Origin of the sequence: Salinarimonas sp. NSM (assembly GCF_052380005.1) — a bacterium.
GTDB lineage: Bacteria > Pseudomonadota > Alphaproteobacteria > Rhizobiales > Beijerinckiaceae > Salinarimonas.
Window position 1 is genome coordinate 16,418 of record NZ_JBQTCJ010000022.1, and the last position, 24,762, is coordinate 41,179.

The 24,762-nt window shown below is 70.8% G+C and carries 24 protein-coding genes; 6 read left to right on the forward strand and 18 right to left on the reverse strand.

All coding sequences use genetic code 11. The features are described 5' to 3' along the window. Window positions 1-32 precede the first annotated feature (32 nt). A complete protein-coding gene (ggt, locus tag ACTZWW_RS10185; RefSeq protein WP_444780842.1) occupies window positions 33-1,805 on the reverse strand; it encodes a gamma-glutamyltransferase in 1,773 nt (590 codons plus the stop codon). Window positions 1,806-2,007: 202 nt separating this feature from the next. Between ggt and ACTZWW_RS10190 the strand changes: the two genes are divergently transcribed. Next, window positions 2,008-2,625 carry a DUF1176 domain-containing protein gene (locus ACTZWW_RS10190; protein ID WP_444780884.1) on the forward strand — a complete coding sequence of 206 codons (618 nt, stop codon included), beginning with the start codon at window positions 2,008-2,010 and terminating at the stop codon, window positions 2,623-2,625. 32 nt (window positions 2,626-2,657) lie between these two features. On the opposite strand, the gene ACTZWW_RS10195 is transcribed toward ACTZWW_RS10190, so the two are convergent. The 7 genes from ACTZWW_RS10195 to ACTZWW_RS10225 form a co-directional block, all read right to left on the reverse strand. Continuing rightward, window positions 2,658-3,410 (reverse strand): DUF1223 domain-containing protein, encoded by a 753-nt coding sequence (locus ACTZWW_RS10195; protein ID WP_444780843.1) that lies wholly within the window; start codon window positions 3,408-3,410, stop codon window positions 2,658-2,660. Window positions 3,411-3,510: 100 nt separating this feature from the next. After that, entirely contained in the window at window positions 3,511-4,446 is a 936-nt protein-coding gene (locus tag ACTZWW_RS10200) for a lipid A biosynthesis lauroyl acyltransferase (RefSeq protein ID WP_444780844.1), read from the reverse strand. A 116-nt stretch (window positions 4,447-4,562) separates the two neighbouring features. Then, window positions 4,563-5,585 carry a zinc-binding dehydrogenase gene (locus ACTZWW_RS10205; protein WP_444780845.1) on the reverse strand — a complete coding sequence of 341 codons (1,023 nt, stop codon included), beginning with the start codon at window positions 5,583-5,585 and terminating at the stop codon, window positions 4,563-4,565. 151 nt (window positions 5,586-5,736) lie between these two features. Further along, on the reverse strand, window positions 5,737-6,186 hold the full coding sequence (locus ACTZWW_RS10210) for a hypothetical protein (protein ID WP_444780846.1): 450 nt from the start codon (window positions 6,184-6,186) through the stop codon (window positions 5,737-5,739). 78 nt (window positions 6,187-6,264) lie between these two features. Beyond that, a complete protein-coding gene (locus ACTZWW_RS10215) occupies window positions 6,265-6,600 on the reverse strand; it encodes a type II toxin-antitoxin system PemK/MazF family toxin (protein ID WP_444780847.1) in 336 nt (111 codons plus the stop codon). Then, on the reverse strand, window positions 6,590-6,943 hold the full coding sequence (locus ACTZWW_RS10220; RefSeq protein ID WP_444780848.1) for a hypothetical protein: 354 nt from the start codon (window positions 6,941-6,943) through the stop codon (window positions 6,590-6,592). Before ACTZWW_RS10220 ends, ACTZWW_RS10215 begins: the two co-directional genes overlap by 11 nt. Before the next feature lie 53 nt (window positions 6,944-6,996). Beyond that, the gene (locus tag ACTZWW_RS10225) at window positions 6,997-8,493 is read right to left on the reverse strand and encodes a CoA-acylating methylmalonate-semialdehyde dehydrogenase (protein ID WP_444780849.1); all 1,497 of its coding nucleotides are present in this window, start codon (window positions 8,491-8,493) and stop codon (window positions 6,997-6,999) included. Between the two features lie 172 nt (window positions 8,494-8,665). Between ACTZWW_RS10225 and ACTZWW_RS10230 the strand changes: the two genes are divergently transcribed. Both ACTZWW_RS10230 and ACTZWW_RS10235 read left to right on the forward strand, forming a co-directional pair. After that, the gene (locus tag ACTZWW_RS10230; RefSeq protein ID WP_444780850.1) at window positions 8,666-9,574 is read left to right on the forward strand and encodes a LysR family transcriptional regulator; all 909 of its coding nucleotides are present in this window, start codon (window positions 8,666-8,668) and stop codon (window positions 9,572-9,574) included. Window positions 9,575-9,688: 114 nt separating this feature from the next. Beyond that, entirely contained in the window at window positions 9,689-11,932 is a 2,244-nt protein-coding gene (locus ACTZWW_RS10235; RefSeq protein WP_444780851.1) for an outer membrane protein assembly factor BamB family protein, read from the forward strand. Window positions 11,933-11,953: 21 nt separating this feature from the next. Here the strand turns inward: ACTZWW_RS10235 and ACTZWW_RS10240 are convergent, their stop codons facing one another. Further along, window positions 11,954-13,435 carry a methyl-accepting chemotaxis protein gene (locus ACTZWW_RS10240; RefSeq protein ID WP_444780852.1) on the reverse strand — a complete coding sequence of 494 codons (1,482 nt, stop codon included), beginning with the start codon at window positions 13,433-13,435 and terminating at the stop codon, window positions 11,954-11,956. Window positions 13,436-13,884: 449 nt separating this feature from the next. Between ACTZWW_RS10240 and ACTZWW_RS10245 the strand changes: the two genes are divergently transcribed. After that, window positions 13,885-14,046 carry a hypothetical protein gene (locus ACTZWW_RS10245; protein ID WP_444780853.1) on the forward strand — a complete coding sequence of 54 codons (162 nt, stop codon included), beginning with the start codon at window positions 13,885-13,887 and terminating at the stop codon, window positions 14,044-14,046. 397 nt (window positions 14,047-14,443) lie between these two features. Beyond that, window positions 14,444-15,064: a PIN domain-containing protein gene (locus ACTZWW_RS10250; RefSeq protein ID WP_444780854.1), complete on the forward strand. Its 621-nt coding sequence runs from the start codon at window positions 14,444-14,446 to the stop codon at window positions 15,062-15,064. Here ACTZWW_RS10250 and ACTZWW_RS10255 read toward each other — a convergent pair. From ACTZWW_RS10255 to ACTZWW_RS10285, 7 genes are read right to left on the reverse strand one after another with little or no spacing between them, the layout of a single operon-like run. Then, window positions 15,061-16,011, reverse strand: a complete 951-nt coding sequence (locus ACTZWW_RS10255) for a zinc-dependent alcohol dehydrogenase (RefSeq protein WP_444780855.1) — start codon at window positions 16,009-16,011, stop codon at window positions 15,061-15,063. The two genes, ACTZWW_RS10250 and ACTZWW_RS10255, sit on opposite strands and share 4 nt — an antisense overlap. Next, entirely contained in the window at window positions 16,008-16,754 is a 747-nt protein-coding gene (locus ACTZWW_RS10260) for an SDR family NAD(P)-dependent oxidoreductase (RefSeq protein ID WP_444780856.1), read from the reverse strand. Before ACTZWW_RS10260 ends, ACTZWW_RS10255 begins: the two co-directional genes overlap by 4 nt. Then, window positions 16,751-18,052 carry a histidinol dehydrogenase gene (hisD, locus tag ACTZWW_RS10265; protein ID WP_444780857.1) on the reverse strand — a complete coding sequence of 434 codons (1,302 nt, stop codon included), beginning with the start codon at window positions 18,050-18,052 and terminating at the stop codon, window positions 16,751-16,753. Before hisD ends, ACTZWW_RS10260 begins: the two co-directional genes overlap by 4 nt. Window positions 18,053-18,077: 25 nt before the next feature. Continuing rightward, the gene (locus tag ACTZWW_RS10270) at window positions 18,078-19,124 is read right to left on the reverse strand and encodes an ABC transporter substrate-binding protein (protein ID WP_444780858.1); all 1,047 of its coding nucleotides are present in this window, start codon (window positions 19,122-19,124) and stop codon (window positions 18,078-18,080) included. Between the two features lie 25 nt (window positions 19,125-19,149). Beyond that, window positions 19,150-19,944, reverse strand: a complete 795-nt coding sequence (locus ACTZWW_RS10275; RefSeq protein ID WP_444780859.1) for an ABC transporter ATP-binding protein — start codon at window positions 19,942-19,944, stop codon at window positions 19,150-19,152. After that, window positions 19,941-20,714 (reverse strand): ABC transporter permease, encoded by a 774-nt coding sequence (locus ACTZWW_RS10280; protein ID WP_444780860.1) that lies wholly within the window; start codon window positions 20,712-20,714, stop codon window positions 19,941-19,943. The genes ACTZWW_RS10275 and ACTZWW_RS10280 overlap by 4 nt, the downstream gene beginning before the upstream one ends. Beyond that, complete coding sequence (locus tag ACTZWW_RS10285) at window positions 20,711-21,478, reverse strand: ABC transporter permease (protein WP_444780861.1); 768 nt, start codon at window positions 21,476-21,478, stop codon at window positions 20,711-20,713. Before ACTZWW_RS10285 ends, ACTZWW_RS10280 begins: the two co-directional genes overlap by 4 nt. 129 nt (window positions 21,479-21,607) lie before the next feature. Here ACTZWW_RS10285 and ACTZWW_RS10290 point away from each other — a divergent pair, with 129 nt between their 5' ends. Beyond that, window positions 21,608-22,678, forward strand: a complete 1,071-nt coding sequence (locus ACTZWW_RS10290) for a LacI family DNA-binding transcriptional regulator (protein ID WP_444780862.1) — start codon at window positions 21,608-21,610, stop codon at window positions 22,676-22,678. Here ACTZWW_RS10290 and ACTZWW_RS10295 read toward each other — a convergent pair. Both ACTZWW_RS10295 and ACTZWW_RS10300 read right to left on the reverse strand, forming a co-directional pair. After that, window positions 22,675-23,871 (reverse strand): DegT/DnrJ/EryC1/StrS family aminotransferase, encoded by a 1,197-nt coding sequence (locus ACTZWW_RS10295; protein ID WP_444780863.1) that lies wholly within the window; start codon window positions 23,869-23,871, stop codon window positions 22,675-22,677. The two genes, ACTZWW_RS10290 and ACTZWW_RS10295, sit on opposite strands and share 4 nt — an antisense overlap. 110 nt (window positions 23,872-23,981) lie before the next feature. Next, on the reverse strand, window positions 23,982-24,752 hold the full coding sequence (locus ACTZWW_RS10300) for an alpha/beta hydrolase (RefSeq protein WP_444780864.1): 771 nt from the start codon (window positions 24,750-24,752) through the stop codon (window positions 23,982-23,984). Between the last annotated feature and the right edge of the window lie 10 nt (window positions 24,753-24,762).

Consider the following 24,762-nt stretch of genomic DNA (forward strand, 5'->3'; position numbering starts at 1 on the left):
CGAAACCTTGCGGCCCGGTCCGTCGGCCGCGCTCAATCGCCGACCGCGAGACCCTCGCGCCGCGGGTCGGCGCCGCCGACGAGCCCCGCGGGGGTCACGACGATGGCGTGGATCCCCGAGGTCATCTCGGCGAGCCGGACCTCGTGGCCGCGGGCCTCCAGCGCCTCGGCCCAGGCCGCGGCCGCGGTGCCCTCCTCCAGCTCGGTCGGTCCGTTGCGCGACAGGAAGCCCGGGAGCGCGGCGGCGGCCTGCGGGTCGAGGCCCCAGTCGAGAATGCCGATCAGCGTCTTCGCCACGTAGCCGATGATCCGGCTGCCGCCCGGCGAGCCGGCGACGACGTAGAGGCGCCCGAAGGCGTCGAGCACGATCGTCGGCGCCATCGACGAGCGCGGCCGCTTGCCCGCCTCGACCCGGTTCGCCACCGGCCGGCCGTCCGCCTCCGGGCGGAAGGAGAAGTCGGTGAGCTCGTTGTTGAGGAGGAAGCCGCCCGCCGTCATCAGCCGCGCGCCGAAGGCGCTCTCGATCGTCGTCGTCAGGGAGACGGCGTTGCCGTCCGCGTCCACGATCGAGACGTGGCTCGTGCCGGTCGAGCGGTCGATCGAGGGGGCGAGCCGGCCCTCGCGCTGGAAGGGCGGCTCGCCGGGCTCGGCCTGGCCCAGGGAGGCGTCGTCGGCGATCAGCCCCGCGCGCTCGGCGAGGTAGCCCGCGTCGAGGAGGCCGCGGACGGGCACCGAGACGAAGTCCGAATCGGCGACGAAGTGGTTGCGATCGGCGAAGGCGAGGCGGCTCGCCTCGGACACGACGTGCGCCGCGTCGGGCCCCGGGCCCATGGCGGCGAGGTCGTAGCCCTCGACGAGGCCGAGGATCTGACCGACCGCGATGGCGCCGGAGGACGGCGGACCCATGCCGCAGACCTCGTAAACCCGATAGGGGACGCAGACCGGCTCGCGCGCGACGACGCGATAGGCGGCGAGGTCGTCGAGGGTCATGTCGCCGGGATTGGTCGGATGGCCGGTCACCGTGTCGACGATGTCCTGCGCCACCGCGCCGGAATAGAAGGCGGAGACGCCCTCCTCGGCCATCGCGCGCAGCGTCTCTCCGAGCGCCGGGTTGCGCAGCATCGTGCCGACGGGAAGCGGGCTGCCGTCCTCTCCGTAGTAGAGGGCGCGGGCGCGCGGATCGTCGCGCAGCGCCGGGTCGCCGTCGAGCAGGGCGTGGAGCCGCTCGGAGACGGGGAAGCCTTCCTCGGCGAGGCGGATCGGGATCGTGAACAGGCTCTCCCAGGGCAGCCGGCCGTGGCGCGCGTGCGCCTCGGCGAGGAGCGCGGGCGTGCCGGGCACGCCCACCGAGAGCCCGCCGACGACGGCCTCCATGAAGGGCCGCGGCTCCCCGTCGGGGCCGAGGAAGCGCTCGGGCGTCGCCGCGGCGGGGGCGGTCTCGCGCCCGTCGAGCGTGGTGAGGTCGGAGCGGTCGGCGTCCCAATGCAGCAGGAAGGCGCCGCCGCCGATGCCGGAGCTCTGCGGCTCGACGATGTTGAGGACGAGCTGCGTCGTCACCATCGCGTCCACCGCGCTTCCCCCGGCGCGCAGGATCGCGAGCCCCGCCTCGGCGGCGATGGGGTTGGCGGCGGCGACCATCCGGCTCTCGGCGCGCGCCGGCTCGCGCGCCTCGGCGACGCCGGTCGCGGCCTCGGGCGCGGGGGCGAGATCGGCGGTCTGGGCGAGCGCCGCGCCCGGCAGCGCCGCGCCCGCCAGCACGAACGCGGCGGCGAGCGCCGGCCCGCGGGCCTCTCGAGGAATGCGCATGGGGTCTCCTCCTTCGTGGGGCGGCCCGTCCCGAACCGCCGGGGGGAGCTTAGCACCCCGGGGTCGCGACGGAAGCCACTTCACGCGGAGGCCCGACGCGATGGCGAGACGAGATCCGAGCGCCTGCGCTGGGCGCATGACAGTCGCCGCCGGCCGTGGCATCGTCGGCTCGAACCGCCCCGCTCGGAGACCCACAGCCGTGATGCGATTCCTCCGCTGCGCCGCCGCGGCCGCGCCGTGCGTCGCGTCCCTCCTCGCCCTGCACGCCGTCGCGGCGGCGGAGCGCACGCCCGATCCCGCCGCCGGCGCCGCGATCGCGGCGGCGCTCGCGAGGGGCTATGCGGGCGCCTGCACCGCCGACGAGGCGCAGCCTGCCGAGGCGCTCGAGATCGCAGCCTGGGACATCGCCTGGACCCCGTCCTGGGCGAGCGAGCCGCAGGCCTGGACGCTCTATCGCGCGCTCTGCACGCGCGGCGCCTACAACGCGGTGCACGCGTTCTTCCTCGACCAGGGCTACGGCCTCGAGCCCGTCGCCTTCGCCGAGCCGAACCTCGACATCGCCTATGCCGACGAGGAGCAGACCGCCGCCGAGGCGATCACCGTCGACGGCTTCGCCGCCACCGCGCTCCTCGTCAACGCCGAGTTCGACCCGAAGAAGCGGGCGATCACGACCTACAGTGCCTGGCGCGGCCTCGGCGACGCGTATGCGTCCGCCACCTACCTGCTCGGGGAGGAGGGCGGCTTCGTGCTCGTTCGCTACGAGGTCGACCCGACCTACGACGGCGAGCAGGACGGGACGGTGGTCTTCGCGCGCGATTGAGCGGGGCTCGGCGCGCGTCGTGGCGAGAAGGCTCAGCGCGCGTCGCTGCGGCCCGCCCCGACGATCGGGCCGGGATGGTCGCCGTGGCGGGACTGGACGAGGACGACGTGGAAGTCGCCCCGGCCGGCGAGCGCGTGGTGAAAGGTGCGGGCTTCGCCGGCCCATTCGCCGACCTTGGTCATGGCGCGCACGACATTGGCGTAGGTGGCGTGCCGCCCGGAATTCTCACCGCGGCCGATGGAGACCTCCTCCTCGCGATCGACCGCCATCAGCCAGACATCCGCCGGTGCGCCACCACCTGGGCCGGCACCGACCTCGATCCGCGCCTCGCCGGCGGCGACCTCGACGGCCACCGGGACGGGCAGGCGCTCGCCGGAGGCGGCGACCTCGGCACGGGCACGCGCGAGGGCGTCAGCAACGTCGGCGGGCTTCGAGCCGACGCAGGCGAAGGTGCCGTTCACCACCATCTGCGGGGTGAAGACCATGCGGTCCCCGCGCGCTGCGGCATAGCCGCGCTGGCGGGCGGTATGGGCCGGCGCGGCGAGGGTGTCGGTCCAGCCGAGATAGTCCCAGTAGTCGACCGGCAGCGTCAGCGCCAGGAGATCGGGATCGCGGGCCATCTCGACGAGGGCGGCATCGGCCGGCGGGCAGGAGGCGCAGCCCTGGCTCGTGAACAGCTCGACGACGGCGCGCGGCGCCGCCTGCGCCTGCGCGCCGCCGCTCGCCGGGACGAGGCAAGCGGCGAACGTCGCGCCGAGCGCGAGGAGGGCGAATGAGAGCTTCATGAGCCCATCTAAAGCACGGACGCGGTAAACGGCGAATTCACGTTGCCTTGAGGCTGCGCGTGATCGGAGGCGGCGCGTGATCGGGCTCGGCGCGCGCGGATCAGGGCGCCCGCTTCGGCACCGGCCGCCAGCGGCGGTGCTGCCAGAGCCATTGCTCGGGATGCTCGCGCACCCAGCCCTCGACGACGTCGGTCATCGCCTGCATGGCGCCGGCGACGTCGATCTCGCCGTTCGCGTCCCGCGGCAGGTCGAGCGGCGGCGTCAGCTCGAGGCGGAAGCGGCCCTGCGGCAGGCGCACGACGCGCACGCCGTGCACGGGGCACTCGAAACGCCGCGCGAACTTCGCGAGGACCGGGTTCGCCTTGGCCGGCATGCCGAAGAAGGTGACGTCGACGCCCCGGGTGAAGTGCTGGTCGACGAGCATGCCGAGGTGCCCGCCGCGATCGAGCACGCCCGCCATGGCGAAGGCGGCGCCCTGGCGCGCCGCCTCGAGCCCGCCCATCGTCTGCGAGCGCACCTCCATCACGGCGCGCGCCACGGCGGCCGTGTTCGGCGCGCGGAAGACCGCGGTCGCCGAGAGGCCGTAGCGGTGCGCGCAGATCGCCGGCAGCTCCCAGTTGGCGAGGTGGGCGGAGAAGATGATGCCGGGCAGCCCGTCGTCGCGCAGGGCCTCGAAATAGGGGATGCCCTCGACCTCGACGCGCCCGGCGCCGGGGTTCGCCGGGTCGAAGTCGAAGAGCGTGTCGAGATGGGCGTATTCCGCCGCCGTGCGCCCGAGATTGTCCCAGGCGCCGCGCACGATGGCGCGGTGCTCGGCGGCGGACTTCTCGGGGAAGGCGGCCGCGACGTTGGCGAGCGCGGTGCGGTGGGCCGGCACGAGCGGCCCGAGCGTGCGCGTCAGCGCCGCGCCCACGCGCGCGGCGCGATCGGGCCCCAACCGGCGCGCGAGCCCGAACACCCCCCGCACCGCGGCGACGCTCAGGCCTTCGAGGACGCGCCCGGAGAGCCGAGCCAGACGGAGACGGAAACCGGACACGGGAGGGACGCCTGAGACCTCGAACGGGGGCGGGCAGCGCGAGCTGGGGACGGCGCGCGTGTGTGGCCGATCGCGGACGCGGGGTCAAGCGAGGCGGGCAGCTTCGCCGGCCGGCCTCACAGCGTCACCACCACCTTCCCGAACACCTTTCTCCCCTCCAGCCGCTCGAGCCCCTGCTGGAAGTCGGCGAGCGGGAAGGTCGAATCGATGACCGGCGTCATGCCGCCGGCCATCTTCTCGAGCGACTGGGCGATATTGCGCATCGAGCAGCCGAAGGAGCCGAAGATGCGATACTGCTGCTGGAACAGCTGCATCAGGTTCATCTGCGTCGAGACGCCCGAGGTCGAGCCGCAGGTGACGAGGCGCCCGCCACGCTTGAGGCAGAGCAGCGAGCCGTTCCAGGTGTCGGCGCCGACGTGCTCGAAGACGACGTCGACGCCCTTCCTCTTGGTGAGGCGGCGGACCTCGCCCTCGAAGCGCTCGGTCTTGTAGTTGATCACGTGGTCGGCGCCGAGCGCCCGGGCCTTCTCGCCCTTCTCGTCGTCGCCGACCGTGGTGTAGACCGTGCAGCCGATGGCCTTGGCCATCTTGATCGCGGCGGTGCCGATGCCCGAGCCGCCGGCGTGGACGAGGATCTCTTCGCCCGGCTCGAGCTTCGCGTTGTCGAAGAGCATGTGCTGGACGGTGCCGAAGCCGATCGCGGCGCAGGCGGCGTCCTCGAAGGCGACGCCGGCGGGCACCTTCACGAGCAGCCGCTCGGGGCGGTTCATCAGCTCGCGGGCCATGCCGTCGATGTGGAAGCCCATGATGCCCTTGACGTTCTCGCAGAGATTGTCGCGCCCCTCGCGGCAGGCGCGGCACTCCCCGCAGGTCTCGGCACCGTAGGGCACGACGCCGTCCCCGACGGAGAAGCGCGTCACGCCCTCGCCGATGGCGACGACCTCGCCCGCCGCCTCGACGCCGGCCACCTGCGGCAGCTTGCGCTTGGCGAAGGCCATGCCGCGAAAGCCCCACACGTCGAGAAAGTTGAGCGCGACGGCGCGCACCCGCACCCGCACCTCGCCCGGGCCGGGCGGAGGCGGATCGTCGAGCGTCTCGAGCCTGAGGTCGCGGTCGCCGTGGAGACGCAGGGCGCGCATGGGATCTCCGTTGCCGTCTCGTGTTCCGGTCCGGGGCAGGTGGGCGGCTTAGCGGGTGGCGGGGGGGATGACAAGCCGGGGGGACGGGGCGCGGTCGGGTGCTCGATCCGCACGCGATGGGGAAATGGGCGCGCCGTTCGGCGGCTTCGCCTCAAGCGCCCTGCTCGTCCAGGTGAGCGGCGGCTGCCAAGACGGCGGCGCTTTTCCCTTCCCGCAGCAGATCGACGGGGCGGCGCCCATCGAGCCGTTCGTCGGCGTTGACGAGGAAGTTGAGCGCAGCCCAGGGATCGCGTGTGGGCAACGCCGCGAGGATTGCAGGCAGGCCGGGCAGGAGCGATCCGCCGGCCGCGACCTGGAACGTCGGATAGATCCGCCGCCCGCTCGGACCGGGAACTGCTAGCAGCTGCCCCGCCTCGACCTTGCGAGCGACCATCTGCCGTGAGATGTCGCCGAGGACGGTCCGGACCTGCTCGAGATCGTAGGCTCCGCCCGCATCGCGAAGGTCCTGTGCTGCGATCTCCCCCCCGCGCAGGATGGCGCGCGCACGGGCATCCGGCACAGCGGCTCGGTGGAGTTCGGCCTCCTGATCGGTGAGCGGCACGGGGCGGACCTCTGCTCATGCAACGGGACGCTAGGATGAGCGTCTGCTTCGGGCACGTCAAACGATGAGCCGCAGCGTTCACCCGATCAGCATCGCGCGAAGCCCGTGGTCCACGGCAATGCGGTCCGTTTCGCAAAGCGCTCCCAATCGGCGCCCGACGAGCGTCTTGTCGATGGAGAAGAGCTTCCAACGGACGACGCAGGGGTGCGTCAGGCCGCTAGCCGCCAGATCCGTGACCCTGACGTCGGAGGCAATCGTGCCCGCGGCTGCCGTGGTGATCATCGCGACGACGACATGCCCGTGCGCCGCGTTGAAGGGCGCGACGGAGAGGATGACCACCGGCCGCCGCTTGGACACTGCCACGTCGACGAACGGAAACGGGACGACGACAACGTCGAACCGCTCAAAGCTCATCGAACGCCGCCTCGTCCTCGGCCGATGCCCATTCCCGTAGATGCGCGTCGAGATGGAGGAGGTACGGGTCGGTCGTTCGCGGCGGCAGGGCGACGCTGACGGGCTCGCCGCGCCGGGGCTGGAGCGCGTCCCAGAGCGGCTTGTCCTGCGCGAGCGGCTCGAGAGCGTTTGTCGGTCGACCGTCGAGACCGTTGCGCATCTTGACGAAGCGGATCGGCCGCTCGGCGACGAGCAGGGTGAGCGCCTCGCCCTCACGCATGCCGCGGATCGCGGCGGCGAGCACCTCGTCGTCGAGGTGCTTCGCCCACAGCGCGTCGTCGTCGATCGTGGTCATGCAGCCCATGAGGACCTCCGGTCGCCGGAGCATACGCGGCACCGGCGCCGGAGGCGAGCCCCTCACTGCATCGTCGGGATCGAGAACTCCGCGCCCTCCTTCACGCCCGACGGCCAGCGGGCGGTGACGGTCTTGGTCTTGGTGTAGAACAGGATCGCGTGGGGGCCGTGCTGGTTGAGGTCGCCGAAGCCCGAGCGCTTCCAGCCGCCGAACGTGTGGTAGGCGAGCGGCACCGGGATCGGCACGTTGATGCCGACCATGCCCACCTGCACCTTGGCGGCGAAGTCGCGGGCCGCGTCGCCGTCGCGGGTGAAGATGGCCACCCCGTTGCCGTACTGGTGATCGTTGGCCAGACGCAGCCCCTCGTCGTAGTCCTTGGCGCGCACCACGGAGAGGACCGGGCCGAAGATCTCCTCCTTGTAGATGCGCATGTCCGGCGTGACCTCGTCGAAGAGGCAGCCGCCCATGTAGAAGCCCTTCTCGTAGCCCTGCAGCGAGAAGTTCCGGCCGTCGACGACGAGCCTGGCGCCCTCCTCGACGCCGAGGTCGACGTAGCGGCGCACCTTCTCGAGGTGGGCCTTCGTCACCATCGGGCCGAAGTCGGCGGAGGGGTCGGTGGAGGGGCCGACCTTCAGGCTCTCCACCCGCGGGATCAGCTTCTCCATCAGCCGGTCGGCGGTTGCCTTGCCGACCGGGACCGCGACCGAGATCGCCATGCAGCGCTCGCCCGCCGAGCCGTAGCCGGCCCCGACCAGCGCGTCGACCGTCTGGTCCATGTCCGCGTCGGGCATGATGATCATGTGGTTCTTGGCGCCGCCGAAGCACTGCGCCCGCTTGCCGGTCGCGGCCGCGCGGGAATAGACGTAGTGCGCGATGTCGGAGGAGCCGACGAAGCCCACCGCCTTGATGTCGGGATCGTCGAGGACGGCGTCCACCGCCTCCTTGTCGCCGTTGACGACGTTGAGGATGCCCGCCGGCAGCCCGGCCTCGATCATCAGCTCGGCGAGGCGCATGGGCACGCCCGGGTCGCGCTCGGACGGCTTGAGGATGAAGGCGTTGCCGCAGGCGATCGCCGGCGCGAACTTCCACATCGGGATCATGGCGGGGAAGTTGAACGGCGTGATGCCGGCGACCACGCCCAGCGGCTGGCGCATCGAGTACATGTCGATGCCCGGGCCCGCGCCCTCGGTGTACTCGCCCTTCTGCAGGTGGGCGATGCCGAGCACGAACTCGCAGACCTCGAGCCCGCGCTGGATGTCGCCCTTGGCGTCGGGGATGGTCTTGCCGTGCTCGCGGGCGAGCAGCTCGGCGAGCGCGTCGTAGTCGCGATGCAGGAGCTCGATGAACCGCATGAACACGCGCGCGCGGCGCTGCGGGTTCGTGGCGCCCCAGGCCGGCTGCGCCTCGAGCGCGTTCTCGACGGCGGCGCGGACCTCGTCACGGGTGGCGAGCGCGACCTTGGCCCGCACCTCGCCCGTCATGGGCTCGTAGACGTCGCCGTAGCGTCCGGAGGAACCCTCGACCTCGCGACCACCGATGAAATGTCCGACCGTGCGCATGTTGCACGCCTCCCTTGCTCTCGCGGCATACGGTTAGCATTTGCGATATTCGCACAGCTATAGGAGAAATCGAAGCCGTGACGTGCGAAACTGCACGCGCGCTGACCCTTGGGAAACGCCCGCGGACGGGGCCGTGCCTCCCGCCCGAGACCGGAGCTTGGTGGAGTCTAACATGAGTCGCTTCGATTGGGACGACCTGCGCTTCTTCCTCGCCGTGGCGCGGGTCGGCCGTCTCACGGTCGCCGCGCGGCGGCTGGGCGCCGACCACGCGACGGTATCGCGCCGGATCACCGCGCTCGAGGACGCGCTGAAGGCCAAGCTCTTCGAGCGCCGCCCGCAGGGCTACGCGCTCACCGAGCACGGCGAGCGGCTGCTCGCCAAGGCCGAGGCGATCGAGACGCAGGCGCTCGCGGTCTCCTCCGAGATCGGCGGGGCGGACCTCGCGCTCTCGGGGACCGTGCGCATCGGTGCGCCCGACGGCTTCGGCACGATGTTCCTCGCCCCGCGCACGGCGGACCTCGCCAAGCAGTTCCCCGACCTCGAGCTCCAGATCGTGGCCATGCCGCGGCTGCTCTCGCTGTCGAAGCGCGAGGCGGACATCGCGATCTCCCTCGCCCCGCCGAAGGAGGGCAAGATCGTCGCGCGGCGCCTCACCGACTACAAGCTCGGCGTCTTCGCCACCCAGGCCTATCTCGACCGGGCCAAGCCCATCGAGACGCCCGAGGATCTGCAGGACCACCCAGTCATCGGCTACATCGACGACCTGATCTTCACGCCCGAGCTCGACTATCTCGACGAGGTCAACAAGGGCCTGCGCGCCAAGATCGCCTCCTCCTCGCTCGTCACCCAGATGCAGGCGGCGCTGGCCGGCGCCGGCGTGTGCGTGCTGCCCTACTACGTCGCCGCCCAGGACCCGCGCCTCGTGCAGATCCTGCCCGAGAAGACGAGCTTCTCGCGCTCCTACTGGCTCATCGTCCACGCCGACCTCAAGGACATCGCCCGCATCCGCGCGACGATGGACTTCCTCGTGCGCGAGGTGAAGGCCGCGCGCGCCGACTTCATGCCCGAGGACCGGCCGTGAGGGGCCGGGAGGAGGGCTCGGGCGCGGCGAACGCGCGAGGCTGATCGCAGGCCGGAGAGAAACTCTTCCTGTGCTGGTGCGTTTTCCGGCTTCCTCCACCAGGAAGAGGCCCGGATGCACTCCCGCTATGCCCTCGTACTCGTTCCCGCCCTGTGCGGCGCTGCGCTCGCGGGCGTCGCGTATCTCGGCATCCATACCGGCGTCGACGGGACGCTCGGGGCGCTGCTCGCGTTCGTCGGCGCCTGCGCCGTCGCGGCCGGCGCGCTCGTCGCCCTCCTGGTCCCCATACGCGCGGGCCTTCTCGCGGCGCTCGACGGGCTCCTCGCCGTCGGCGCGCTGCTGACGGCGCTCGCCGCGTGGTTCCTGATGCAGGACCTCTTCCTCGCGGCCATGGTCGTGACGCTCGGCATGCTCGTCGTCGTGCGCGTCGTGCCCACCACGCCCAAGGCTCGCCTGACGCGCCTCGGACTCCTCGCCGCGCTGGTCGCGGGATCGCTCCTCGCGCTCCCGGCGCCCGACCACCCCGCCCGTGCCGAGCAGCCCGCCTGGCGCTCCTTCCACGGGGACCTCGCCTCGCGGAAGTTCGCCGACGTCGAGAGCTTCACCCCGGAGGCGATGTCGCGCCTCGAGCGTGCGTGGGAATACCGCACGGGAGACGTCTCGGACGGCTCGGGCGAGCTTCCGGCGACCGTCTGGTCGGCGACGCCGATCTACGCCAACGAGACGCTCTACCTCGGCACGCCGCTCTACCGGATCATCGCGCTCGACCCGGCGACCGGCACGGAGATCTGGAGCTACGACACGCGCTCCACGCTGGAGGCGCTGACGCAGCCGGCGCTGAAGAACCGCGGTGTCGCCTACTGGGAGAGCGGCGGGCAGGGTCCATGCGAGAAGCGTGTCTACATCGGCACGATGGACGCGACGCTTCACGCCGTCGACGCCGACACGGGCACGCCCTGCGCCGACTTCGCCGATGGCGGCGTGCTGAACGTCAACCAATGGAACGACGTCAACGACGAATTCCCGTTCTCGCTGCTCCAGCCGCCCACCGTCGTCGGCGACATCCTTCTCCTCGGCTGGGCGGGCAAGGACTGGGAATACAGCGTCGCGCCCCCCGGCAACCTGCTCGCCGTCGACGCGCGCACCGGCGCGCTCCTCTGGGAGACCGCGTTCATTCCCGAGGCGATGATCGAACGCACGGGGACGGCCAACATCTGGACGGCGATGTCGGTCGATCCCGAGCTCGGCCTCGCCTACGCGCCGGTCTCCTCGCCGAGCCCGAACTATTGGGGCGGCGATCGCACCGACCCGATCCCGCTCGCCACCTCGGTGACGGCGATCGACCTCGAGACCGGCGCCGTGGCGTGGACCTTCCAGCACGTGCGCCACGACATATGGGACTACGACACGCCGTCGGCGCCGACCCTCGTCGACATCGACCGCAACGGCGAGACGATCCCCGCGCTCGTGCAGGCGACGAAGCAGGGCTTCCTCTTCGTCCTCGACCGTCGCACCGGCGAGCCGGTCTTCCCCGTCGAGGACCGTGCGGTGCCCGCGAGCGACGCCCAGGGCGAGGTGGCCGTCGAGACCCAGCCCTTCCCGACCGCACCCGCACCGCTGAGCGACGCGCTCGACCTGCCCGAGGTCTGGTGGCTCGCGGACGCGATGAGCCTCGGCCAATGCTCGCGCGAGCGTGAGCAGTATCGCTACGACGGCCTCTTCACGCCCCCATCCGAGCAGGGGACGCTCATGTACCCGGGAACGGCGGGCGCCACCAACTGGGGCGGCGTCGCCGTCGACCCGAGAACCGACGTCCTCTACGTGAATTCCATGCGCGTGGTGCAGCTGATCAAGCTGATCCCGCGGGAGGAATACGAGCGCATCGGCGGGGAGTCGGGCGCCGAGGAGGGCTACTATCCGCAGGAAGGCTCTCCCTACGGCTTCCTGCTGACCGACTGGAGCAACTGGGCCGGCATCCCCTGCTGGGAGCCGCCCTTCGGCACCTTCAGCGCGATCGATCTGCGCACGGGGGAGCGCCTCTGGGAGGTGCCCTTCGGCATGGGCCAGTACTGGGGCTTCTACGGGCTGCGCGACTGGGGCACCCCGACGCTGGGCGGCCCCGTCGTCACCGCGGGCGGCGTCGTCTTCATCGGCGCGTCGATGGACGCGCGCGTGCGCGCGCTCGACGCCGCGACCGGCGAAGAGCTCTGGTCGGACCGCGTCCACGCGCCGGCGGTCTCGATCCCGGCGGTGTTCACCCACGACGGCGTCGACTGGGTGGTCTTCGCGGTGGGCGGCAACCCGATCCTGAAGGACCAGGTGGCGGATCAGGTGGTGGCGTATCGCCTCGGGGAGTGAGGGGCGCGGCCGCGCGGCCGGTTACCGCGTGCGCTCGATGTAGGTCTGCACCTCGGACGTGAGCTGCGCCGTCTGGCCGTCGAGATCCGTCGAGACGCGGCTCACCGTGCCCGCCGCGCGGCCGGTCTCGGCGGCGGCGTCTGAGACGCCGGTCATGTTGGCGGTGATCTCGCGCACGGCCACCGACTGCTCCTCCACCGCGGCGGCGATCTGGTCGGAGGTCTCGCTGAGCGTCGCGATCTGGCTGCGCACGGCGGCGATGACGTCCACCGTATCCCCTGTCATCGCCTGGATTCCGGCGATGCGCTCCTTGATCTCGTCGGTGGCCTTCGCGGTCTGGGTGGCGAGCGCCTTGACCTCCGCGGCGACGACGGCGAAACCGCGGCCGGCCTCGCCCGCGCGGGCGGCCTCGATCGTCGCGTTGAGCGCGAGCAGGTTCGTCTGCGCCGCGATCGTCTGGATCACCTCCGTGATGCCTCCGATCGACGCGGCGGCCTCCGCGAGACGCTTGATCATCGTGTCCGCGCCCGTGGCCTTCGACGTCGCGTCGCGCGCGAGGCCCGAGGCGGTCGAGACTTGCTCGGCGATCTCCCCGATCGAAGCGGCGAGCTCCTCGGTGGCGGCGGAAACGGACGCGGCCATCGCCTGCGCGCGCTCCGCGATCTCCGCCATGCTGGTCGCGGACTCGGACATCGCGTTCGAGGACCCCGCCATCTGCTCCACCGCCTCCGTCACGCTGTGCGCGAGGCGCACGCTGTCGGAGATGATCGACCAGGACACCATCGGTCCCATATAGGCGCCGTTCGCGTCCAGGATCGCGTTGACCTTCAGGTTGAGGGTCTCCGGCCCGACGCGGATGTTGGCGTTCATCGGCAGGCGCGAGGGATCGCGCAGGATGCCGTGCTGATGGCTCGGGTTCTTGTGGAACACGTCGACCGTCGAGCCCATCATCTGGTCGACCTTGATCGGCAGGTGCTGCTCGATCCGCTTCAGAGTCTCGCGGCTGGTCTTGTTGAGGTAGTTGATCTTGAAGTCGACCGGGTCGCAGGTCATCACCGCGATCGGCATCTCGTCGATCATCTGGAGGAGGCGCTGCGTCTCGGCCTCCTTCTCGAGCACCTTCGTGACGACGTTCCAGGTGAGCGACGCGTGCGTGTAGCGCCCGCGCGCGTCGAACACCGGCGCGATGTGCAGCGACAGGCGTTCGCTGCCGAGGCGGATGTGGGCCGTGTGGGGCAGCCGCTTCGGATCGGAGAGCATCGTGCGCTGATGCTCCGGGCGCTTGTGGAACACGTCGATCGACGTACCGATGATCCGCTCGACGTCGATGTCGAGCTCGTGCGCGATCTCGCGCAGGAGCTTTCGCGAGGCGGCGTTGGCGTAGACGATCTCGAAGCTCGGGACCTCGCAGATCATCACGGCGTCGGGCAGGCCGTCGAGGACGGAGCGGGCGTCGACGCCGAGCGACGACGACTGGGCGGGCCTGGTCTTGAGGGCGAGCATCGGGTTGGTCTCCGGGAACGTCACTGGCGCGCCGCAACGGCGCCTCGCACGAGGGATAGGCGGAAGAAGGTCTCGCCGGCGAACCGGGCATTCGCGGCCGCGCGTCGCCGGCTCCACGGGGGCGCGGCGCTCGGTCGATCGCGGCGACGCTCTGCCACCCACTCGCGCATCCGGTCGACGACGGTGACGAGTGCATGGTCGAGCATTCACATGGTATAGCGCGTGAGTTGTTAAACGGCGCTTAATCGGATCGCCACCGGGTCGGTATTCGCCGAGAAAGAGAGCCGATTTGGTGCCGAAGGATGGGCCATTGCTTCGTTCTGGAAGCATCTCGGCTGGCGATTGCTGGAGAGTTCGCTGATCAAGGGCTGGTACGGCAAAGCCGAAACAGGCAAGAAACGCGAGGAAGGAATCTCCCTATGATTGCCTATCAGTCCCGTGAGACGCGGATGCGTGCGCGCTCCACCGCCATCGCCGCGTCGTTGACGGAGCTCAAGGGCCTGTCCAGCGAGATCGAGGCCAATGCGCACGCCTTCCGCGCGAACCTCGAGCGCGTGACCCGCTCCGAGGCGCTCGCGAGCATGCGCACGCTGCTCAGCTCGATTCGCTGATCCCCGCGGGATGACGGGAAACTGAGAAGCTTGACTCAGATGTTCGGCTGAAACCGTTGCGCACGCTCGATTTTGGCTGTACCGCCCTCACCATAAGCTTGACTCGCTACTTGCGAAAGCTGGACTCGGCGGACGCCCGACTCACGAAAAGTGGACTCGAGCACGACGACGAACGGCAATCCGCCGGATGCCGAATTTCGGCGCTGCCTTCGATTGCGCATCGCAAGAACGACGCTGACGGCCCGTGTCTCGGCGCCGGCCCCGCCGGTGTCGCCAATCCTGCACCGGCGCGTCGAGGACGTCACCGCGCCTCCCGCGCTGGCGCCGACGTCCTCGTTTTCGTACCGTCCGCTCCTGGCCTGGCGCGAGGCACGGGGGGGGGCGGATGGCGATCAGCGTGCTCATCGACACCTGTGTTTGGCTCGAGCTCGCCAAGGATCACCGCGAGCAGCCCGTCATCGGCGCCCTCCAGTACCTGGTCAGGGATCAGGAGGTGGAGCTCATCGTGCCGGAGCTCGTCCGTGAGGAGTTCGCGCGCAACAAGGCGCGCGTGATCGCCGACGCCAAGCGCAGCCTCCAGGCTCATTTCCGTATGGTGCGTGACGCGGTGAAGCGACATGCCGATGCGGATCGGGCGCAGGAGACGATCGACGCCTTGAACGAGATTGACCACCGCATCTCGTTGAAGCCCGACGGCGTCGTCGAGCTCGTCGAGCGCGTGGAGATGCTCCTCGAGCCGGGAACGATGGTTCGGCTCACCGACATGACCAAGGTCCGAGCTGCGGAGCGCGCCTTCGCCCGCTTGGCCCCGTTCCACCGCTCCAGGAACAGCATTGGCGACGCCGCGCTGATCGAGATCTACGCCGAGCTTCTGGAGAACGCGCCGGAGGGCCGGCTCTTCGCCTTCGTCACCCTGAACTCGCACGACTTCAGCCATCCTCAGGGCGACATGGCCTGTTCTCTCGCCATGACGTGCAAAACGGCTGGTCTTTCACAAGCTAGGCGCTCATCATTCTAAGGCATGAGAAGCACCTTGGGTGCGGCGATGCGGCCCTCTGCGAGGGCGGCGAGTACGGCCGGCCCCTCGATCATCGGCCGTAGCTCGACGAGGGCGTCCAGGTGGCGTACGATAGGGAGTCGCCCGTCGAAGATCGCCGCCGCCGTCTCGCGGAAATCCTCCGCCGTGTAGGTATAGGTGCCGAAGAAGGTCACCTCCTGCAGCGTCGCGTAGCGCGGATCGAAGCCGCCCGTTCCGCCGCCCAGCCCGATATGCGCGATGACGCCGCCGGGGCGCACCGCCGCGAAGGCAGCCGCGCGGGTGGCGTCGATGCCGACCGCGTCGATCACCGTCTCGGCGGCGGTCGGCGTGTCGGCGACGGTGATGCCGTCGAGCCCCCGCAGGCGATCGGCGCGGGCGGCATTCGGCTCCACCACGGTGACGGCCTCCGCGCCCTGCGCGACGAACGCGAGCGCCGCGCCAAGCCCGATCGCGCCGCCGCCCAGCACGAGCGCGTGCCCGAGGGGCGCTATGCGGCGGGCGAGCCGCACCGCGTGCCAGCCGCAGGCGAGCGGCTCGGCCAGCGCTGCCGCCTCGAGCGGCACGCCGTCGGGGATCGGGACGCAATAGCGCGCCGGGGCAGAGACCGCCTGCGCGAAGCCGCCGGGGCGCGGGGGCATCGACAGGATCTTGCGCTCCGGGCAGAGATTGTCGCGGCCGGACGTGCAGCACGCGCAGGTCCCGCAGGTCGCGAGCGGGTTCACCGTCACCGCCCGCCCGGCGGCGTCGTATCCCGCGATCTCATGGCCGAGCACGATCGGCGTCGGCCGGCGCGGGTCGTGGCCCGCATAGGCGTGCATGTCGGAGCCGCAGACGCCGCAGAAGGCGACGCGCACGACGTCCGCTTCGGGCGCCGGCACGTTGCGGATCTCGAGGCTGAGGGGAGCGGTCTGGACGAGCGCCTTCATTTCGCGGTGAAGCCTCCGTCGACATGCAGCACCTGGCCCGTCACGTAGGCGCAGGCGGGCGAGCAGAAAAACAGCGTGGGGCCGTCGAGATCGGCGAGCGCGCCGTTTCTCCCGATGCAGGTCTGCGCCGCGTTGCGGGCGGCACGCTCCGGATCGGCGAAGACCGGCCCGGTCAGCTCGGTGGGGAAGAAGCCCGGCGCGATGGCGTTCGCCATGATCCCGCCTGAGGACCAGGCCTCCGCCATCGCCCGCGTCAGCTGAGTGACGCCGCCTTTCGACGCGCCGTATGGGATCGAGTTCGCGAAGGCCCGGGAGGATTGGAGCGAGGCGAAGGTCACGATGCGCCCCCAGCCGCCCATCCCCGGCACCAGCGCGCGGGACAGGAAGAAGGGTACCTTCAGGTTCAGGTCAAGCGTCGCGTCCCAGGTCGCGCCCGAGATCGCATCCCACGGCTCGCGCAGGTTCACGCCCGCCGCATGCAGGACGATCTGCGGCGGGCCGAACGGGGCGGCGAGGGTCGCGGCGAAGCCGTCCCAGTCCTCGATCGCGGCGAGGTCCGCGGGACACGCCGCGATGCCGTCGCCCAGCCCCGCCAGAGCCTCGGCGCGGCGGGCGACCGCCACGACCCGCGCGCCCCGCGCGGCGAGCATCCGCGCGAGATGGGCGCCGATCCCCGAGGACGCGCCGGTGACGACCGCGACGCGCCCGGACACGTCGAACAGGTCGACGTCGAACGGGCTCATGACGCAGCGCTCAGGTCGAAATTCTCGCCGGGGAAGTACTTGGCGAGCCGCACGTCGGCGGTGCGGGCGTGGCCCTCCATGCCCTCGAGCCGGCTGATCCGGGCGCAGGCCTGGCCGATGGCCCGGTTCGCCTCCCGGGTCGCGCGCTGCCACGTCACGGTCTTGATGAACTTGCCCACCGAGAGCCCGCCCGTGTAGTGCGCCGCGCCCTTGGTGGGGAGCACGTGGTTGGGGCCGGAGCACTTGTCTCCATAGGCGACGGTGGTCTCCTCGCCGAGGAAGAGCGAGCCGTAATTCGTCAGGTTGTCGAGCCACCAATCAAGGTCGACCGCCTGCACCTGCAGGTGCTCGGAGGCGTAGCCATCGCTGATGCGAACCGCCTCCTCGCGGCTGTCCGCCAGGATGATCTCGCCGTACTCGTCCCAGGCGCGCGTGGCGTTCTCCCGGTTGAGATCGGGAAGCTCGGCGATGCATCGCGGCACGAGGCGAGCCACCTCCTCGGCGATGGCGCGGTCCGTCGCGATCAGCCAGACGGGGGAATTGTAGCCGTGCTCCGCCTGGCCGACGAGGTCCCAGGCGACGATGAAGGGGTCGGCGGAGGCGTCGGCGATCACCATGCTCTCGGTGGGGCCGGCGAACATGTCGATGCCCACGCGGCCGAACAGGATGCGCTTGGCTTCCGCCACGAACTGGTTCCCGGGTCCCGCGAGGACGCGGGCGGGCTGCGCGCCGAAGAGGCCGAACGCCATCGCGGCGATGCCCTGCACGCCGCCCAGGTTGAGGATGCGGTCGGCGCCGCAGACGTCGAGCGCGTAGAGCACGGCCGGGTTCATGCCCACGCCCGGCTTGGGCGGCGAGCAGGCCGTGATGTGGCCGACCCCGGCGACCTTGGCGGTCGTCACCGTCATGATGGCGCTCGCCACGTGGGCGTAGCGCCCGCCCGGCGCGTAGCAGCCCACCGCCGAGACGGGGATCTGCTTCTGGCCGGCGACGAGGCCCGGAACGACCTCGTATTCCACGTCCTGGAGGCTCTCGCGCTGGCGCTCGGCGAAGCGCCGGACGTTGTCGCGGGCGAAGCGGATGTCGTCCTTGAGCTTCTGGTCGACCTTGGCCGCGGCCGCCGCCCGGTCCACGTCCGAGACGACGATCTCCCCGTCGTAGCCGTCGAGCTCGCGGGCATAGCGGCGGGCGACGTCGTCGCCGCCCGCCTCGATCGCGTCGAGGATGGATTGCACCGTGTCGCGGACGTTCCGCTCGTCCGTCGCTGCCGTCTTCCGCGCCGTCTTCAGGTATTCCATCCTCGTCTCCACTCGATTGGTGAGATCACTCGCCGCGGGCGAAGGCCGCGAGCTCGGGGGTGTCGGCGACGAGCCGCATGTAGCTGGGATCGACGAAGGTAGAGGCGTCGAGCTCGCTCTCGAGCGTGCCGGTCGAGGTCATGTAGCCGCCGAGCCCGTCGAACCACTGGACCGCGGTGGGGTTGTCGCCCTCCATGATCTCCAGCTGCTCGTCGAGGGTGAACATGGGCCGCAGGGCGATCTCCTGGCGCAGGAACTCCTCCGGCAGCTCCACGCCGGTGAGCGCATAGAAGTCCGCCATCATCGAGACCGCTTCGTCGTTGTTGTCGCGGATGTAGTCGACGCCGCGCAGGAAGACCGCGAGGTAGCGCGCCACGAGCTCCGGGTTCGCCTCGGCGTAGTCGCGCCGCGCGATCAGCGCGCCGGGCACGATGGCGCCGGCATCCTGGCCAGAGCAGAGCAGCTCGGCGCCGGCGCGGTCCTGCAGCGTGTAGATGTTGGGCGCCCACAGGCCCGCCATCTTGCCGGTGCCGCTGGCGAAGGCGCTGATGATCTCGCCCTGGTTCAAGTTCACGACGTCGACATCCTCGGGATAGCTCAGCCCGAAGCTCTCGATGCAGGCGGCTGCGGCGTATTCGCCGGTCGAGTTGGTGGTGACGAGAAGGCGCTGCCCGCGGAGTTGGCCGGCGGGATCGGCGCGGATGGCCTCCGCCTCGTCGCCGCGCACCATCATGGCGTTGGTCGCGCTTTCATTGTTGGTGATGCCGATCGTCACGATGTCGAAGCGCGCGGCGCCGAGCACCGCGGGCGCCGAGCCCGTGCCGCCGACGTCCCAGTCGCCCGCGGCAGCGGCCGCGACCTGGGGCGCGCCTGAGGGGAAGGTCGAGTAGGAGGGCACAAGGCCGACCTCCTCCCACCAGCCCATCTGGTCGGCGATGTAGTAGGGCAACGCCCAATACAGCGCCGGCTGATAGGAGACCTTGATCTCGGTCGTGCCGTCCTGCGCGGCGGCGGCGCCGGGCAGCGCGAGCGCGGCCGCGACGATGAGCGCATGGCTTCGCTTGAAGGTCATCGGAACGTTTCCCCTCTTGTCTTCGTCAGACGTCGGCGCCCATCTGCTCGCGCAGGAGACGCCAGACCTGGCCACGCAGGTGCGTGAAGCTCGGCTTCTCCATCACGTCGTCGATGGGCTCTTCGGACCACCTCTCGGCCTGCCGGGTCGAGGCGACGTCGATCACCTCGCGGATGTGGCCGGGATTGCGGCCCATCACCACCACGCGGTCGGCGAGGTAGACCGCCTCCTCGACCGAGTGGGTGATGAACATGACGGTGCGCGGATTGCCCTTGGACACGCGCACCAGCTCCTCCTGCATGATGGTCCGGGTCTGGGCGTCGAGCGCACCGAAGGGCTCGTCCATGAGCAGGACGCCCGGATCGGTGGCGTAGCTGCGGGCGATGGCCACGCGCTGCTGCATGCCGCCCGAGAGCTGATGGGGATACTTGTCGGCGGTGCCCTCCATCTTCATCAGATGCAGGTAGTAGGCGACCGCCTCGTCGCGCTCGTGCTTCGTGGCCCCGCGCGAGCGCATGCCGAAGACGATGTTCTCCCGCACCGTCTTCCACGGGAAGAGCGCGAATTGCTGGAAGACCACGGCGCGGTCGGGACCAGGGCCGGTGACCGGCTTGCCGGCCACGCGGATCTCGCCGCGGCTGACCGACTCGAGCCCGGCGACCATCCGCATCAGGGTGGTCTTTCCGCAGCCCGAGGGACCGACGACGGAGATGAATTCCCGGTCGGCGACGCGCAGCTCGACGCCCTCGATCGCGACGAAGGGCTTGGCCGAGCCTTCGCCGAAGATCTTGGACACCTTGTCGATGACGATCTCGCTCATTGTCCTTCCCACTTCCGGCGCACGGCTGTCTCGACGCCGCGCAGGCCGACGTCGATCAGGAGACCGATGAGGCCGATGACGAACATCGCGGTGATCACGGTCTGGGGGCTGAGGTTCGACTGGCCCTGGATCATCACGTAGCCGATGCCCGAGCTGACCACGATCAGCTCCGCGCCGATCAGGGACTGCCAGCCGAGGCCCGCGGAGACCCGCAAGCCCGCGACGATCGAGGGCAGCGCGCCGGGCAGCAGGACCTCGGTCGCGATCCTGAGCTCCGAGGCGCCGTGCGTCTGCGCGGCCTCGATCAGGTGCTTGTCGACGAGGCGCGCGCCGCGATAGGCGTTGATCAGGCAGGGCGCGAAGGCGCCGGTGAAGATCACCATGATCGCGCCGCCGACCCCGGTCCCGAACCAGAGCGCCGCGAACGGCACCCAGGCGAGCGGGGCGACGTAGCGATAGGCCTCGAAGACCGGCGTCACCATCTCGTCGAGGAGCCGGAAGCGGCCCATCATCAGGCCGAGCGGCACGCCGATCACGGCGGCGAGGCCGAAGCCGCCGAGGAAGCGCAGGAAGGACGAGAAGGCGTGCTCCCACAGGAGCGCTCCGGCGAACGGGCGCTGCATCATCGCGATCGCCCGCTCCGCCACCGTCACCGGCGAGGGCAGCACGAAGGGCGAGACGAGGCCGAGCACCGTCACGCCGTGCCACACGCCGAAGAACAGGACGAGGCTGGAGGCGGAATAGGCCCAGAGCGGAACGGCGCGCGTCATGGCTCCGCCCTCCAGCGGATGAGCCGCTTCTCGAGCTTCGAGAGGAGGATCGTCGTCGCCGCACCGGCGATCGCGATCGCCACCATGGCCACAAGGATCATCGGCGTGTTCACGTCGCGATAGGCCGTCTGCAGCGCGCGCCCGAGGCCCAGGAACGCGCCGACGAGCTCGGCTGCGACGAGCGTCGTCCAGCTCGCCTGCAGGGAGAGGCGCAGGCCCGTGAAGATCATCGGCGACGCGTCGGGGAAGTAGACCTCGCGGATCACGCGCCCGCGGGTCGCCCCGTGGACGAGAGCCGCCTCCACGAGGTGCTTACGAACGTTGCGCACGCCGGTATAGGTGTTGATGACGGACGGCACGAAGGCGGATACGAAGATGACGAACACCTTCGAGGCGTCACCGAGGCTGAACCACACGATGGCGAGCGGGATCCAGGCGAGCGGCGGGATCGGCCGCAGGACGAGGAAGACGGGATTGACGAACGCCTCGATGCGCCGGTCGTACCCCATCGCGAAGCCGAGCGGCACGCCGATGACGACCGCGGTGAGGAAGCCGATGAACACGAGGCGCACGCTCTGCACCACGTGCTCGATCAGCGTGCCGCCGGCATATCCCTGCGTCCAGATCCGGTCGAGGGCGGCGAGGAAGGCCTCCGGAGAGGGAAAGCGCGCAGGGCTCACGAGCCCGAGCACGCTGGTCGCGAGCCACCACGCGACGAGCAGCGCGCCGATCGTGGCGATGCCCGTGACGACGGATCGCCTCATCCTCGGCTTCCATGACACGCGTTTCGCGGGGGCGGGCCCCACGACGGTCTGCGTCATCGTCCCCTCCCGTGGTCCGATGCTTCAGTCTGCGCCTTTGTTTGCGCTTTCATTCGAGTGTATACGCATACAATGACCGAGAGCAACCCAAAAACCGCAGAGCCTCCGCGCCTCGGCGGAGCGACGCAGATCGACGTCGCGCGCCGTGCCGGCGTCTCGACGGCCACCGTCAGCCGCGTGCTGAACGGATCGCCCCTCGTCAGCCCCTCGTCGCGGGAGAAGGTCGAGGCCGCGATCCGGGAGCTGGCCTACATGCCCCACGAGGCGGCGCGCTCGCTCGCGACGCGCCGCTCGCGCACGCTGGGCGCCATCATACCCACGCTGACGAACGCGATCTTCGCCGCTGGCGTGAACGCCTTCGAGGACGAGGCGCGCCGCCGCGGCCACGCGCTCTTCATCGCCGTCTCGAACTACGATCCCGTTCAGGAGGGCTTTCTCATCCGGCAGATGGTCGAGCGCGGCGTCGACGGGCTGCTGCTCGTGGGCAACGATCGCGGAGCGGAGAGCCTCGCGATGCTGGACGCGTCGGGCCTGCGTTGCGCCTGCGCCTGGGCCTACGACGAGGGCGCGCGGCTCGCCAATGTCGGCTTCGACAACGCCGCCGCGATGGCGCCCGTGGTCGATCACCTCGTCGCCAGCGGCCGGCGCCGCGTCGCGATCCTCGCCGGCGTGCTCGCGGGCAACGACCGCGCCCGCGCGCGCCTCGACGGGACCGTGGCGCGCCTCGCCGATCACGGGCTCGCGCCGGTCGCGATCGCGCAGACCCGCTACTCGATCCGGCGCGCCAAGGAGGCCGCGCGCGCCCTCCTCGACGAAGCCCCGGACGCCATCGTGTGCGGCAACGACGTCATCGCGCTCGGCGCCCTGGCGGCGGCGCGCAATGCCGGCTTGGCCGTGCCCGACGACGTCGCCATCACCGGCGTCGACGATCTCCCGATCTCGGCGGAGATGGACCCGCCGCTCACCACGGTCCGCATTCCCGCCGAGGAGATGGGCCGTCGCGCTGCGGCGGAGCTCATCGCAGCGATCAAGGAGGAGCGCCCCGTCTCGCCGATCCGGCTCGAGACGCGCCTCGTCGTGCGTCGCAGCAGCTGGCGCAGGCCCGCCGACCAGGGCTCGCCCGGCCCGGGTGCCGCCGCCTAGGCCGCGAGAGCGGCGACGGCATCGCGGATGTGGCCGGCGATGAGGTCGCAATCCTCGAGCGAGAAGGTCAGCGGCAGCCGCATGTCGAAGAGGCCCGACAGGATGCGGTCCGTCCGCGGCAGCGTCTGCGCGGGCACGTATCGCCAGCTGCGATGCGCCGAGGTGAAGCCGACAGGCTCGGGCGCGCCGAACCATTTGAGCTCGACCCCCTGCGCCGCGCACCGCGCGAGGACGGCGCGTGCCGCATCCGCGCCGATACCGGGCACGAGAAACTGGATCGAGGAGCCGACATACGCCTCCTGCGGCGGGCGCACCGGCAGGCGTATGTGCGGAGCGTCGGCGAGATGCGTCGCGACACGGTCGTGACGGGCGTTCCAGCGGGCGATCGCGTCGTCGATCCGGGCAAGCTGGGGACGCAGGATCGCCGCACGCAGGTTGTCCATGCGCGCCGACATGTTCGGCGTGTCGAGCCGGATGTCTGCGTAGGCCTCGGGCGGGGGGCCCGCGCCGTGGCGATCGTAGAGCATGTAGCTGCCCGAGAGCATCGTCGCGCGCGCCATGAAGGCGGCGTCGTCGCTCGTGAGCAGGCCGCCCTCCCCTGCGTTGAGATGCTTGTAGGTCTGCGTCGAGAAGCAGCCGGCGAGGCCGAAAGTGCCGGACTTGCGGCCGTTCCAGCGCGCGCCCATCGTGTGCGCACAATCCTCGATGATACCGATGCCGAGCTCGGCGGCGAGCGCCACGAGGCGGTCCATGTCGCACAGGTGCCCGCGCATGTGCGACAGCAGCAGCCAGCGCGCGCCGCTCGCGTGCGCCTTCGCCGCGAGATCGTCGAGATTGATCACGAGGTCCTCGGTGATCTCGACGAGGACCGGCTCGGCGCCGATCCCGGCGATCGCGCCGGGGACGGGGGCGAGGGTGAAGGCGTTGGTCAGGACGCGCTCGCCGGGGCGCACGCCGGCTGCGCGGAGCGCGATCTGCATCGCCTGCCCGCCGGACGCGAGGGCGAGGCAGAAGCGCGCGCCTTGCCAGGCGGCGTAGTCCCGCTCCAGCGCGGCAGCCTCCCCGGCCTCGCCGGGACGCGTGTTGTAGCGGTGGAGGCGCCCGCTCCGCAGCACCGCCACCGCGGCCTCGATCGCCTCGTCGGGGATCGGTTCCTGCTGGGTGAAGCTGCCTGTGAAGGTTGGTCGGCTCATCGCATGTCGTCGCCGCGGCCTCCCGAGCGGGCCGGCGGGGCGTAGCATCGGCGAGGGAGCCGCGCGTTGCAAGCGCTTACTTCGCGCGTTCGCACGCGCGCCGCGCCGGCTCAGCCGACGAGCGCCCCCGTTTCCGAGGCAGCCAGGCACTCGTGCCGAAAGGCCGCGATCTCGTCGGCGACGCGGTCGCGATCGTGGTCGAGCGTGGCGACATGGTAGGAATTCTCGAGCCAAGCGAGGCGCACGCGCGACGCCGCCACGCTGCCGACGATCCGCAGCGCGTTCTCGGGCGAGACCACGTGATCCTCCCGCGATTGCAGCACGAGGACCGGGCGCGTGATCAGCGGGAGCATGTGGCCGGTGGCACAGGCCAGAACGTAGCGGTTCTGCAAGGCCGGGACGGGGATGCGCGCATAGGCGATCTCCCGCACGCCCGCGCGCTTGATGTCCGAGCCGATCCCCGGCACGTCGCCGCTCGGGTCGGCGTCGAGGAGCTGAGCCGCGACGGTGGGCTTGTAGACGCCCGTGGAGGCGTTGATCGCCGCCACCCCGAGAACGAGATCGCCACGTCGCGCGCACAGGTTGAGAGCGATCGTGCCGCCCATCGACAGGCCGACGACCAGCACCGGCCCATGGCGCGCCGCAAGCCCCTCGAGCGCTCCTTCCGCGGAAGCGACCCAGTCCCGGTAGCTGCAGCTGCGCAGATCCTCGGGCACCCCGCCGTGCCCGGCCAGCAGAGGCGCATGGACGGTCGCGCCGGTCAGGTGATGCAGACGCTCGCCCACGGGCCGCACGCCCTGCGGCGTCCCCGTGAACCCGTGGATCAGGAGGATCGCGGTGCCCTCCCCCTCGAGAAGAAACGGATCGGTTTCGGCGGTCAAGAGAGCGCTT